The organism is Psychrobacter sp. UBA2769 (genome assembly GCF_002352555.1).
Lineage (GTDB): Bacteria > Pseudomonadota > Gammaproteobacteria > Pseudomonadales > Moraxellaceae > Psychrobacter > Psychrobacter maritimus.
Genome location: NZ_DEIR01000014.1, coordinates 108,207 through 123,152, shown reverse-complemented (window position 1 = coordinate 123,152; position 14,946 = coordinate 108,207). Strand labels below are relative to the sequence as shown.

General features: G+C 44.0%; 8 protein-coding genes. 1 reads left to right on the top strand and 7 read right to left on the bottom strand.

Features of this window, described 5'->3' with window-relative positions:
• Positions 1-12 precede the first annotated feature (12 nt).
• From hemE to B3Q63_RS06085, 6 genes are all read right to left on the bottom strand, one after another.
• Positions 13-1,149, bottom strand: a complete 1,137-nt coding sequence (gene hemE / locus B3Q63_RS06110) for a uroporphyrinogen decarboxylase (protein WP_296174905.1) — start codon at positions 1,147-1,149, stop codon at positions 13-15.
• A gap of 289 nt (positions 1,150-1,438) precedes the next feature.
• Complete coding sequence (gene proB, locus B3Q63_RS06105) at positions 1,439-2,611, bottom strand: glutamate 5-kinase (RefSeq protein WP_201625671.1); 1,173 nt, start codon at positions 2,609-2,611, stop codon at positions 1,439-1,441.
• Between the two features lie 140 nt (positions 2,612-2,751).
• The gene (gene cgtA, locus B3Q63_RS06100) at positions 2,752-3,966 is read right to left on the bottom strand and encodes an Obg family GTPase CgtA (protein ID WP_201565473.1); all 1,215 of its coding nucleotides are present in this window, start codon (positions 3,964-3,966) and stop codon (positions 2,752-2,754) included.
• 349 nt (positions 3,967-4,315) lie between these two features.
• On the bottom strand, positions 4,316-5,761 hold the full coding sequence (locus B3Q63_RS06095) for a glyceraldehyde-3-phosphate dehydrogenase (protein WP_201620204.1): 1,446 nt from the start codon (positions 5,759-5,761) through the stop codon (positions 4,316-4,318).
• 440 nt (positions 5,762-6,201) lie between these two features.
• A complete protein-coding gene (locus B3Q63_RS06090; RefSeq protein WP_296174899.1) occupies positions 6,202-7,626 on the bottom strand; it encodes a lipocalin family protein in 1,425 nt (474 codons plus the stop codon).
• A gap of 503 nt (positions 7,627-8,129) precedes the next feature.
• The gene (locus tag B3Q63_RS06085) at positions 8,130-9,308 is read right to left on the bottom strand and encodes an NUDIX domain-containing protein (RefSeq protein ID WP_296174897.1); all 1,179 of its coding nucleotides are present in this window, start codon (positions 9,306-9,308) and stop codon (positions 8,130-8,132) included.
• 249 nt (positions 9,309-9,557) lie between these two features.
• On the opposite strand from B3Q63_RS06085, the gene hemP reads away from it, so the two are divergent.
• Positions 9,558-9,722 (top strand): hemin uptake protein HemP, encoded by a 165-nt coding sequence (hemP, locus tag B3Q63_RS06080; RefSeq protein WP_296174895.1) that lies wholly within the window; start codon positions 9,558-9,560, stop codon positions 9,720-9,722.
• Between the two features lie 123 nt (positions 9,723-9,845).
• On the opposite strand, the gene B3Q63_RS06075 is transcribed toward hemP, so the two are convergent.
• Positions 9,846-14,855 carry a translocation/assembly module TamB domain-containing protein gene (locus B3Q63_RS06075; protein WP_296174892.1) on the bottom strand — a complete coding sequence of 1,670 codons (5,010 nt, stop codon included), beginning with the start codon at positions 14,853-14,855 and terminating at the stop codon, positions 9,846-9,848.
• Between the last annotated feature and the right edge of the window lie 91 nt (positions 14,856-14,946).

Genomic DNA, 14,946 nt, shown 5'->3' with positions numbered 1-14,946 from the left:
CCACATTAAATATTAAATCTTATAGTCATGTACCGCATCGATAAAGACTTTGGCATTATCAGGGTCGACCCACTGGGTAATACCGTGACCTAAGTTTGCCACATAGCCTGTTTTTTCACCATTGGCATAAGCGCTATCTAGCATGGCATTGACTTCAGCACGGATAGTCGCAGGCGAACCATATAAAGTCGCAGGATCTAAATTACCCTGAATGGCTTTGCTACTTTGTAGTTTTTTATGGTGCTTGGTCAACTGGCGCTGACTTTCGGTCAAGACTTGACGGGCACGATCAATAGGCATTGTCCAATCTAAACCCAAGGCATCGGCTTCACTATCCGCTTGCACATCAAGCCACAACCCGCCACCTTTGGTAAACAATACCACTGGTATTTCGGGGTGACGTACCTTTAGTTCAGCGACAATACGCTTATTATAAGCATGAGAGAAATCGACAAATTGACGATGGCCAAGCGCCCCGCCCCAGCTATCAAATATCTGTAATATTTGCGCCCCAGCAACCACTTGCGCATCCAAATAATCGATTACTGACGTTGCCAACTTATCCAATAATTGATGTAAAAACTCAGGATTGCTATATAAGAAACCTTTGGTATAACGATAATCTTTTGAGCTACCGCCTTCAATCATATAAGTCGCTAGCGTCCAAGGACTGCCAGAAAAACCAAATAATGGCACTTGTCCGTTTAAGGCTTTACGAATACTTGTCACCGCACGCATGACATAATCAAGCGAATCATTGACATCGAGTACTGGCAATCTATCCAAATCTGCTTGCGTACGAATAGGGTGTTTAAACTTTGGGCCTTCACCGGTTTCAAAGTATAAGCCCAATCCCATCGCATCAGGAATGGTTAAAATATCACTGAATAAAATCGCAGCGTCTAAGTCATAACGACGTAATGGCTGCAAAGTGACTTCGGTAGCACGTGCAGTGTCTTTACATAAGCTCATAAAGTCACCCGCTTCAGCGCGGGTGGCTTTATATTCTGGTAAATAACGACCGGCTTGGCGCATCATCCACACAGGCGTGGTATCTATTGGCTCAAAGCGCAAGGCGCGTAGCAATCTATCGTTCTTTAAAGGCGCAAAATTCTGCTCTAGCGCTTTATTATTGTCTGAAGCACTCATGTACAAATCTCCAAAACAGCCCCATCATTATTCAAATGAACAGTTAAGCAATTGAATAACAGGGCTGGATAAAATAAGTTAAATAAAAGAATATTAAAACGCTCAGATAGCGACACTCTATTACAAAATCCCAAACATGCTAAATGATTGGTTAACAGGCATCAGATTAGCCTTCATTAAATAATATCTAGGATTTTTAGAGCGTCATTTGCTGTTAGCCTTTAATCAATAATATCGTGCTTATATCTATCGTACTTACATGTAAAATAGGGTAAATAACTTAAACGGTCTACATAGTCAGCGCTAAGTTATCACGGTGTACCATGACCACGCGCTCTTCATTGTTACCAAGGATTCTATCAAACTGCTCCGTACGCTCACGAGCCACACGGCAAGCATCACGCGATGAGAAGTTCACTTGACCGACAGCGATACGCTCGCCTGTATCTTGATGGACAATCTCAACCACATCACCTTCATCGAAATCGCCGCGGACTTCTACCACACCGACCGGTAGTAAGCTTTTATGATGTTCAACGACCGCTTTTGCAGCACCAGCATCAACAAGCAGAGAACCTGACATACGCAAATGCGCCGCTAGCCACTGTTTACGTGCAATGATTTTATCTTCGTCATTGGTGGTCAATAACGTACCGACGGCTTCACCTGATACCACGCGAGTGATAACATCGTCGATAGCGCCACTCACGATGACCGTCGGACAACCGCCCATCGCAGCCAAGCGACCGGCACGGATTTTGGTCAGCATACCACCGCGACCAAGTTTGCCGCCGTCACCAGCGATATCAAATAAATAATCAGCCATTGCCCGCTCTTGGCGGATCATTTTGGCATTCGGATTATTACGAGGATTATCGGTAAAGACGCCTTCTTGATCGGTTAAGATAATGTATAAATCGGCATTGACCATCGCCGCTGCCATCGCGCCCAAGGTGTCATTATCCCCGAATTTAATCTCGTCAATGGTAATAGTATCGTTTTCATTAATCACTGGCAGCACGCGCCATTCTAATAATTGCGTCAACGCCCCCGTGGTATTTAAATAGCGACTACGATTAGACAAATCATCATGAGTCAGTAACAGCTGCGAGCTTTGAATACCGTGCTGAATCAACGCTGACCACCAAGTTTCAATCAAGCCCATCTGACCGATAGACGCACAAGCTTGTAGCGCCGCCAGTTTCCTTGGACGCTCATCAAGATTCATGCGTACCACGCCTTCAGCAACCGCACCTGATGACACTAGTAATACTTCAACGCCTTGCTTATGCAGCTTGGCAATCTGCTTTGCCCACTCGTAAATGGCAGTTCGATCAAGCCCTCGCCCATTATTGGTTAATAACGATGAGCCAATCTTGACAATAACGCGCTGAATATCAAAGTTGCGAGCTTGCTTAACAAACCTTGCTTCTTCGGTCGTGTTCTCTATGTCAACTGCCATATAAACTCCTGTTGCTAGTGTAAAGTAATTACGGGGATTAAATTAAAAACTGTGCGCACACCTATTCAAAGAACGTAAACTTAAAGCACCTAACGTTAAAACTTGTGAACTTAAAGCTCATAAAGTTAAAGCAAATACACTTAAGGCACGTAAACCACTTCAACGCCATCATCATCTAGGTCGTCGTCATCGACATCGTCGTTTAAGTCAATGCCTTCACGCGCCGCTCTGCGAGCTGCACGATATGCTTCACGCTGTGCTTCGGTATTCAGACGCACTTCTGCTTCTAAGCGCTCAAAACGCTCTTTTTGTGCTTCAGCAAAAATAGGGTCTTCGATTTCACGCTCACGCTCACGCTCAATCTCATTCATTAAATGGTATTTAACGGCATCGACGCCTTCGCCAGTCAATGTCGCGGTACGGAATACAATACCTGTCCAACCAAGCTCAGCCACAATATGGGTACAAAGCTCATTTAGGTCTTCTTCGGCAACCTGATCGATTTTATTCAAGATTAAAATCTGTGGCAAATTGGCCAATTCAGGTGAAAAACGCTCAAGCTCATTTAAAATGATACGGGCGTTTTCTACTGGGTCACTGCCATCGATTGGTTTTACATCAACCAAGTGTAACAGACGACGCGTACGAGCGACATGCTTTAAAAAGCGAATGCCAAGTCCTGCGCCTTCTGAAGCGCCTTCGATTAAACCTGGAATGTCGGCCATGACAAATGAGCGATGACGACCGATATCTACCACGCCTAAATTTGGTACTAACGTGGTAAATGGATAATCGGCCACTTTTGGTCTAGCAGCAGAGACTTGGCGGATAAAGGTCGATTTACCAGCATTAGGCAAACCAATTAAACCCACATCAGCCACAACTTTTAGCTCAAACTTAAGCACTTTTAACTCGCCTTCAAAACCTGATGTGGCTTTGCGCGGTGCTTGGTTGGTCGAGCTTTTGAAATGGGTATTACCCAAACCACCATCGCCACCTTTGGCAATCAATAAAGTTTGACCAAGCTCAATCAAATCACCTAGTACTTCGTCGGTCTCAGTATCGACCACAGTCGTACCAATTGGGACTGGCAAATAGATGTCATCAGAACCCTTACCGGCACAGTTCTTACTATGACCGTTTTCACCGCGCATGGCGTCATAACGACGGGTATAACGATAGTCCACTAAGGTGTTGGTGTTGTCTTCTGCAATGACATAGACATCTCCGCCCTTACCACCATCGCCACCATCAGGGCCACCGCGTGGGACATACTTTTCTCGGCGAAAACTGGCGATTCCGTTACCACCGTCACCTGCTTTTACCGTTACGACGGCTTCATCAATAAATCGCATCTTACGTTCCTTTATTTACCATCCAGTTTATCAACTGGTTACAGTCAACGACTGTATTTTAGGTTGTAGCTATATGTTTGGGTAATTGTGAAAAACTTAATAATTATAAAAATTAATAACTATAAAATATCTCGAGTTTATAAAACTTCTTTAAAAAGTGTGCCAGTTAGAATGTAATGCCACTCTAACTTAGCATTTATTATGACAACAACACCCGATAACCATTCGGACTATCGGGTGTTTGAATACTACCTTTAACCATTTACACCGATTTATCTAGGATGAAACTTACTTTCGTATAGCTGTTTCATCTAAATAAAAGCAGCTAAAATAGTAGCCGTGCAATGTTTTACGCTGGGATTTGCGTATAGCTGATACCAGCCATTTGCGTTGCCAAACGTAATACCTGAGTGCTATAGCCTACTTCGTTATCATACCAAATATAAACGATAGCATGGTTATCGGTCAAAATCGTTGCTTGAGCATCGACAATACCGACATGCGTATCACCGACAAAATCAGTCGATACCGCTTCAGTAGAATCCGTATAAGCAATCTGCGTCTGCCACTGACTGCTATTAGAAACCTTACGCATAAACTCATTTAACGCATCAGCACTAGCTGGGGCAGTTTTTAGATTTAAGTTCAAAATGGCTAAGCTGACGTTTGGCGTTGGTACACGGATAGCATTACCGGTTAATTTACCGCTCAGCTCTGGTAGTGCTTTACCAACGGCTTTTGCCGCGCCAGTACTGGTAATAACCATGTTCAATACCGCACTGCGGCCACGGCGATCGGCTTTATGATAGTTATCAATTAAGTTTTGATCGTTAGTGAACGAGTGAATGGTTTCAACGTGACCGTTTTCGATACCATATTCATCATTTAAAACTTTTAACGTTGGGGTAATGGCATTGGTCGTACAGCTGGCTGCACTGACGATAGTGTCATCGCCAACGGTATCGTTATTTACGCCATAGACGACGTTTTTAATATCGCCGCCTGCAGGAGCCGTTAACAATACTTTTTTCACGCCAGTAGACTGCAGATGCTTGCCAAGACCGGCTTCATCTTTCCAGATACCCGTGTTATCAATGACCAATGCATCCTTGATACCATAAGCAGTATAATCAATCTCGCTTGGGTCTTTGGCATAGATAACTTGCACAAAGCGGCCATTGATAATCAAACCGTTGTTTTCATTATCAACAACCACACCACCAGCGAAGCTACCATGGATTGAATCACGCTCTAGCAATGAGGCACGCTTGGCCAAATCACCCGCTGCTGCAGGACGTACGACAATCGCTTTTAGCTGCATACCCTTGGCGCTTGATGCTTGTGACAATAATAGACGCGTTAAGATACGACCAATACGGCCAAAACCATATAACACGACATCCGTTGCGCCATTGCTAGCACCTTTATCAGTACCAATAGACTGTAAAGCCGCTTGTAAATCACTGTCATTAGCAATCAGCTGACCGACATCGATACGCGCCGCTTGGATATCTTTGCTCTCTGCAAGCGCTTTCACCATCGCTAACGTGTCTGCGATATCGATAGATTTGGCATCTTGCTCACGTAGCGCCACTTTTTGATGCAATGCCAATATTTGACCTACAGAAGTCGTATCTAGCGTGTCGCCAAACAAAGTCACTTGTACATCTTGCTCATTATAAAGCTTATTCAAAAGCCCCATCAGCTCAATGGCTTGTTGCTCTTGTTGGTTATAATTGCTCAAGTGGTCTTGATGTAATTGGCGTAAGGTATCAGCGTTGCTCACGAGAAACATCCTTATGGTCAGTAATTAGGTAATCAGTAAAGTATAAAGAAATATAAATAGATAGGTCATCACTAAGTTAGGTAATGATTCTAAAACGATAACGCTCGACTATTGCGGCAGTGGTTATCGTCACCGTTTTTATCAGCGCAGTCTTTAGATAAGGGAGATTTTAGCTTAAAACGCCCTATTTTGCTAGTGATAACCGAATTTGTCCAACTTATCGCATTTTTCATTGCACTATTCATTGGGCTATTCATTGTTCTATAAGTTACTGAATAAAAAATAAAAACAGCTTATGCTGCTATCCCATTTTTAATCGACTAAAACCAATGTAAAAAACTGATTAATATAAAATACTTAAATGGCTTTCAGTAACGAGCTACCAACAACTAGCTGTCAATAACAGACTATTAATAATTGATAATTAGTCATAATAGACAATGACTCGTTTATGGAACCAACTTCACCGTTTGATTGGTCTGCGTGGTAAGTTTAAACTCTTTTAAATCATAGCCCTGTTGCTGAGCAATCTGACGGTATTTGGCATAGGTTTCTTGACTCACATTTGGTGAACGCGCTAGTAACCATAGATAGTCTTTATCCGGTGTGCCAACCAATGCTGTTTTGTAATCTGCATCATGTGCGAGTATCCAATAATCGGCACGACCGACGGGCAACCAGCGAATCCAAGAGGGTAAGAAAGTCACCTTTAACTTGCTGCCCGTACTATCTGCTGGTTTGGCTAAGCCTTCAGCGGTAATGCCTGAACCGTCTTGCGCTTTGCATTGGTTAATCACCTTGATGCCTGAACCGTCGGTCTTTTCAACATAAGTCGCCGTCACGTCACTGGCGCAATTGCGCTGAAAATACATCGGTAAACGACCTATCTCATACCAAGTGCCGGCGTATTTTTTCAGATCAACGCTATCAACTGTGGTTGGTACACTTGCAGACTTATGAATGATAGCACTCGGCTTAATGGCTAATGTCTCGGTGCTGGTTTTATCCGTCGTTGCATTAGCCGTCACATTAGCTTTAGCCGCGGTATTGACAGATGGCGTCGCCGCATACGCTGAAAACGCCGCCAGCGGTATGATAATTGCTAAAGCAATACCTGTGTGTTTAATCAGTCCATTCATAAATATGCGCTCCGGTATCTCTGTTATCGCTGCGTCAGCAGTTTCAGAAGAAAGGTGGGTGTTAGTTTTAGAGTGATTCGTTTTAGAGTCATTTTTTTTAGTTAAGCTATTTATAGCATCAGCCTGCCCTGCTGCCATATCACCTTTAATAGACTGCAGCATTAATGACTTAGTATTTGCATCGGCATCTACATTTTCATCAATATGTATGGCAGTTGTTTTTTTCACCTTTTGATAGCTATGGGCTTTTTTATATCCGTGAGCAGGTTGTGAGCTTTTATTATTGTTATTGCTGCTCACCTCATTTGTAATAGGATAGCTTTTCATATCGCTAGCTTTAAGGCTGCTGCTACTGGCTTTACGATTGCTCTTCTTAATCATTGCAGACTCTGTTGCCTCGGCAAGGCTTTTTTCAACGCGTTTGTAGCCAAAATAGCTGTCATGTGCTGACGTATCTGTCGCCAAATGCTCGGAATATTCTTCGTTAGCACTGTCATAGTCGTTAGCACTGTCAAAGTGGTCATAATGATAGCTAGCGTCATTACTGGCATAACCTGTTTGTAAAGCACTATCCGCTTTAAGATGACCGTTACTTAGATAATCTTTCTTAAGGTAGCTTTTTTCAAGACAGTTTTTTCCAAGATAGTGCTGACTTGACTGGCCAGTCTGCTGCGATTGAGAACCAGCTGCCTGAGAATCAGACCATGCTGACTTAGGTAACTTATTGGTTTTCATAGGAGTACCATTTATTAATAGTAATAGTTAAAAATTCTTTATGATCAAATTCTCTGTTTAGCAGATAAGTGCAAAATAATTTTCAATACTCACTATCAATACAAAAGAAGAATAACTGAAAATTAAATGCGGTTATAACCAGTATGCGTCATAACCTTAGAAGCGCTGGGTAAAGGATAATGATAGATAAGCCATTTTTAGATAATGCTTGCTAAAAACTGACTCAGCGCCGTTTGATAATTTGATGGTTTATAGTAATAGCAATGGCTCAATGAGAACAGTGTCGCAATGTAGGAAAACGCAACGGTTTGTAAGTAATTCTATGTTTGCCACATAGAGTAAACACATAGTTACTGACTGTTAAAAGAGTTTTAAAATCAGCGTTTTGTCATGAGTTAACGCCTGCTCTCAAGCAACCTAATCTCTTGTATCAGCGCCTTAATTAACGAGCGCTTCCCCATTAATTAATGCTTATAAAAATAGCGCAAAAAGCACACGAAATACTATTGAAAAAACCGTCGAATGCCAGCGACAGCAATGCCGCCGTATTGTTGCGCTTGCACATGCAACACTGGTGACAAACCGCCCAAAGCAATCACTGGCATATCTGCTAACGCGGCCAATTCTGCCCATGCTTGCCAGCCTAGCGGCGCAGTTTCAGGATGGCTTTGAGTGACTAAAACAGGTGACAGAAACATACCGATGACAGGCGGTAATTGCTGCTCTAAACGCATATGTGCCAACTGATTCGCCGCATCAATACTATCGGCATCGTGACAACTTACTATTAATGGATAACTTGAAGAATGGCTTAAAGCATTGTTGCAGTCAGATACATCCTTGCTCTGATGACTATTTGACCATTGCATAAGCTGCGTCTGTGTTAAATGACTCGCTACGATTTGGTGGTTTATAGCTATCTCATTCGCCTCATTGCTATTGAATACATCGCTTAATTTATCAGTTAATTTATCAGTTAATTTATCAATTAACGCATCAGGCACAATCGCATGGATATCAGGACGTAAGCGCAACAACTGCTCCAAACTATATTCTGTATCTGTATCTGTGGCTTTTGGTCTGATATAAACCCAAGCGTCTTGCACTAGATGCGCCGCGTGATACTGCAACCATGCTGCGGCAGAATCAGCTGCATCGTTAAAGTGTGCCAACGGATAGGTAATCGCTATCTGTGCCGGTAAGCGTAACCATGCAAGAATGGTCTTATTGGCGGCTGGCAAATGGTAATCTCCCGCCAGTAACTTCGATTTATCCACCCAGGTTAGCGCTTGCCCTTCCAAACCCTGTTTACGATGTTTATGCGCTTCGTACTGCTGTGCGCTCAGTGCTACTTTATAGACCTGTAAGCATACTTGCTTGTCACCATAGTCATGATGCAACCGTCCAAGCTTGACTGCGATATTACTCGCAATATCGATGCCCGTCTCTTCAGCGACTTCACGAATAAGCGCTTGCTTGGCAGTTTCATGACCATCTATCTTGCCGCCGACGAACTCATAACGATTGCCTTGATGCTGTGAGCCATCTCTAAACCCTAGCAAATACTGATTTTCATAATAAATGACCGCCACCGCGACATTGACGACAGTTACTGCCTTGGTTTCGCTTACTTTATTTTCATCTAATGGATGCTTTATTGCGGTTATTGTTTGATTTGCCATCTTGATGCCCTTTATCAATGCGTTTATCGGTGCGTATTATCAATACATCGATATTTATTATTTTGGTTTATAGCCTTGGTAGACTTTATAGCCTTTGTAAATACGGCGTTATATAAGTTTACATAATAGCCGTCATTTATTTTATCAAAGAGCTTGCAAAAACCGCCAATGTAAATGATAATTATTATCGTTAATAACTTACTTTATATCACTTTTCGTACTGAACCATTTTATCAAAAGGAATTTACTATGAGCATAGTCATCTCTCGTTATTTAAACTGCCGTGAAAACCGCTTACCTACGCTACAGTCACAGCACCTATTTGCGCTGACCAAAGAGGTACGTATTGAGCATGAAGGCGAAGAATACCGCCTACGCTTAACCCGTAACAACCGCTTAATTTTAACCAAATAAACAGACTGCCCATCTCATAAAAAAACGCCTTTGGATAAAGGCGTTTTTTTATTGGATAAAATGAAATCACTTTCTAACTCTCGACTGTCTAACCAACCAACTGACCGCTAGACAATTAAACCATTAGAATTGCCAGCTATAAACCACATCAACCGCATTTTCCGCTGCTGAAGTTGCTTCGACATAAATCCGCCGCGTCAACTGATAACGGATAGACAGGCTGTTTTGGGCATTAAAGACACCGACACCATAGCGAATATATAAATCAGGCGTCACATAACCGGTAACGTTGACGTTGGTATCCTCACTACTGCCTGAAGCATCAACGGTCAGGCTTTGTAAACCAAACACTTGACCTATCTGGTTGGTCAAAGTGCGCGTGCCACTAAGCCCAAAGCTTAAGCCTGCGGCTGCAAGGTTATTGGTCACCTGCGATTTAAAACCCTGCTCACTGATTTGCGTGGCGCTCTTATTATTAATACGACCGGTTATCAAGGCATTCATCGCTTGCTGCTGGGTGAGACCAGCGTTATTAAACACAATGATATTTGGATTTTCCGTGTTGCCTTTGACGCGCACACCGACTGTTTTACCGCTAATGTTTTTAGCGGCTTCAATGCTAAGATTGGGTTTCATCACATCGCCATTAAAGCGCACTTGACCATAATTGAGCTCTAAATTTTGCCCAAAGGCATCAATATTGGTACGACGCGATACTTGCACCACGCCTTTGGCGCGCATAACACCCGTGCCATTTTGCGTGATATGAATCGCACCGGCTAAAGGAATCACCGCACCAAAACCACGGAAATTAATATCATCGCCCAAGTCGATACCGATATCAGCATTGATTGACCAAGGTTTTGAGATGGCTAAAACCTCATCAATATTACCAATCAAACGCCGATCAAGCACGACGGCATCTTCGGTTTGGGTAATAATATCTTCACTGGTTTCTGGTGGGCGAATGGTCGCTGATGGCACACTCACGGCGCCAGTGATATTGACGTAACGGTCACCCGGTCGCACGATGATGTCAATATCAGGATTAACCTCAGCAAGCAATAATGGCGGCTGTGTTAAGACCAAACGCTCGCCAACAATACTAAGCTTAGCCTGTAGTTTTTGTTGCCAATTAACCGTACCTGTTAGCGTACCCGTGCCTGTACCACTGTTAAAGGTACCATCGATAGTCGCTTGCGTGCCGCGAATTTTGGCATCGACATTGACCTTTCTTAAATTCACGGGTAAATCAAGCATCGCAATGCGACCATTAACCAATTTCACATCACCATAGAACTGCGGCTTATCGAGCGTGCCGCCTAAGCCGCCCGCCATAGTAATATTGCCTTCGAGCACCCGCATACCAGGGAAAAATGGCTTAAATACCGCCAAATTAAGCTCGTTAAGTACTAATGCGCCCGAGATGGGTTTCGGTGTTTTATAGGGGTCAATAATGACTTCGGCATAGCCACGTGCGCCATGACCGGTATTGATATCCGTACGTATTTTTAGACCATTCGGTACTGATACGGCAATCAGTGATACCCGCTTATAAGGCAAGGTAACCGGCTGACTATCGCCATCTTGAATGAGACCGATTTTGCCGTTATCAGAGTACAGCGTGGTATTAATCGTTGGCGGACGACCACGTTGCCAACCGACGATGGCTTTACCATTAATCTTGCCATGCCAATCAATGTCTTTTGGCAAAAATACTGCAAACAAAGACGTATCCAAATTTTGTACGGCCAAATTAACCTGACCACTGGCAGGTGAGGCAATTAAGTTTTCACGTAAACACAGCTTGCCCGTTTGATCAGCCGCTTGCCAACAGTGAGCGGCGAGCTGTACTTTTAAATCCGTTGATTGATTGCCTTGTTTTTTGGGTAAATTCACAATGAGCTGGGCAGGTTGTAATTGATTTAACGTCGCATATTTTGATTTGACGCGGCCTTTACCAATCACCCCTGACCAGCTGAGCTTATCGCGATTAAAGCCACCTTTGAGCTTGGCAGAGATATCAAGCTCGTCATTGGCCACATCAAGATTGACCACATGCGCCTGTTCAGTCCCATTAAAGGTTGCATTAATCTTCTTAAAGCTTTGCCCTGCAACATCCAAACCTTCAGCACTGATAATAAGCTGACTTGGGCTATTGAATAAATTGACCAGCTTGCCGCGGATACGACCTTGACGCAAAATAAAGCCCGGTAGCGCCAGACGCTCACCAACCAAATCGATATAAATCGTTGGCAGCGCCTGTCCTGCTGCCTGCGATAAGGTCGCCCCGCCCGTCACTTTACCAGCAAGCTTATCTGAGAGCTGGTCGAGACTGGTGATATTAATTTTAGCTTGTAGCTGCTTCGCGTTACCATTGGCGGTAAGATAATTATCGCCCCAACGCAGCACCAAATTATTGGCATTTAAGCTGTCGATTAAGGCATTGACTTGCTTATACTGCGCCTGTGCATCTTGCGCCTGCAAGCGTTTGAAATAACTGGCCAAGTCTTTTGGTAAGCGCATCTTCGCCGCTAAACTACCTTTGGCACTTAGCGGCTGGCCTTTTAACATACCACTTAGGTTAACTTGTTTGATATTAATGATTTGCTGGTTATCGCCCCAGCGCCCATCGGTATCGATGCTGCCAGTGATGGTACTTGGGATGTCTTTAAAGAAATAACCCAAGTTAAAGCGATTCATCACCGCCTTGATATCCCAAGCGATACCTTTACGCACATCGACCGTACCATTAGCATCGATACTGCCTGCCGCGCCCACATGACGGAAACGCTTGATACGAATAAGTTGAGCGTCACCACTGGCATCAATGGTAAGTTTACCGGCCGGTAATTGCTCAGCGTCTAATACACCATCAAAATTTACCGCAAAGTTTTTAAGCTTACCTTTCGCATTAGCATTATTTTTTGGCGCGGTTTGCCACACGCCGCTGGTTTTTAAGTCGCCGGTGATAATGGCCGCGTTATTCGGTAAAAAATAGCCGAGGTTAAATTTGTCAAAGCGACCATCGACCGTCCAGCCGATATTTTGGCGTAAGTCGATAACTCCGTTCGCCTTTACTGCACCAGCTTCACCGTTGTAGTTGAGCTTACGGATACGAATCAGCTTGGGCGTCCCAGCGGCATCAATCGATAAGCTGCCTTTTGGTACATCAGCGGTATCAATGTGCCCATCGAAACGGGCGTCAAAGACGGATAGCTCACCGCCGATAATATCAACGCTGGCATCACCGCTACCTGTGATACCGATAGCGCGGCTATCTTGGCTGGCATCGAGGTTTGCTTGCAGATCGGTATTATTAAAACTGACAATATGACGCTGACCTTTGACGCGGTTTTTACTGATATTGAGCATGCGCCCGCGTGCATTGATACGTCCTGTCAGACGCTCAAGTGGTAAATCACTACGATATTTCTTGGGTAATAAACCCGTGGTACGCGCATCAATCTGCCAAGTTAGCGGACGTTTTTTGCTCGCTAATTGAATCTGTCCTGTGCCAGATAAGTCGCCTACTACGCCTTTATAATTAAGACGGTTGATATCGATGACATCGCCCGCTTTACGCACACGTAAATCGTAGTTGCCTTTAGGGGCGGCATTTAGCTCATTAATCACCGCCTTGCCGTCAACTGATAAATTCGCGCCGCGCATGATGACATTTGCTTGTCCGCTTGGGCTATTAATATTACCGATATTAGGCACATTACGACGTACAAGGTTCTGCCATTTGGCATCGATATACCAAGGCGTTATTTGTTTAGATTTAGAGGTTCTGCCACGGGCTAAGGGTTTACCTTGCACGATATTGGCATTAACGTGTTCACCATCACGCTGGCGCAAATCTGCATCCATCTCTAGATTGCCAGCTTTGTTTTTATGCTGATAATGTACCGACAAACGACCATTGAGCTTTTGCGGCGCATACGCTTTAAAATCAGCGTAATCCTTAGGAATCGCCCGTCGAATATCAAAATTACTGCCAGTAGCGCGCACCTTTGCATCAAAGCTGCCCTTCCAGTCTAAAATACCTTGTAGCACCAGATTGCCCGCTGGCACCTGAGCATCTAAGCGATCAACGCGCAGTTGGCTATCAGCAATGATGCCGCGACCTTGATAGTGTCCTGACGGGATATCTTTGGCAGTCAGCTCAGTATTGATACGCAGACGTATCTCTGAGATGACACCCGATGCCGTCGCCATGCCACTTTTGAGATGGATATTTTGGCTGTCGGCATAAGGAATAAGAATATCATCCCATTCAAGCTTCGCATGAAATGGCGAGTCACTATCTAAACCCTGCACCACAAAATCGCCGCTGACATCGCTGTCGTTATAGCGGCTACGGACTTTACCGACGGTGCGTTTGAGCGTACCAGTTGCGGTAATGTTCAATGGGTCAATATAAGCCTTTCCTAGCGCGCTTACCTCAGCTATAGCGCTCAAATCTAAAGGATAGTCACCTTGTAAATCTGCATGACCTTGTAAAGCACTGACTTTGACAATATCAGCATACTGCAATTTACCGCGACCGACGTTCACCACGCTACCGACCCACGTCAAATCACGCGCCTCAATATCATGTACGATGATAGGCTCTTTGGTCACTTGCTTATAAATGATGGTTTGTACTTTTGCTTGATCAAAACGCAAATTGACTGGCAAGCTGAGGGTTCGATAATCGAACGGCTCACCCGTTGGCGGTTTGTTATTGATAATCTCAATGGTTTGGATATCAGCGTCACGCAGATGCACTTCTTTGGCAAATACCGCGCGCCAGCCTATTTTAACGTAGGCTTTATCGACTAATATCTCAAGGTCTTCGTTTGCCTCGATATCGATATCCGTAAGCCAAAGACCATCGCGCAGATTGCCACGACCATATTTAAATTTAATACCCGTCTCAGCACTGATTTTCTCTAAAATAAACTTGGTACCTGATTCAGTACCCGCCGCATACAAAAAAATGGCGAACATAATCGCCAGTACGATAAGAATAAGCACCGTCAATTTGAGTAAAAAAGACAGCGGATACCAACGTCTTACGGCGCGGGCATCGCGTTGTGCTGGATCTTCATCTGATGGCTTGTTTGGCGGGGTATTTTTGGTCAACATGACACTCAGCTACGTTAAAGAATGATTACCAGCATGCGCTAGGATAAAAAATAGAACTATATTTAAGACTGTAGTTAGGACTGTTTGCTGC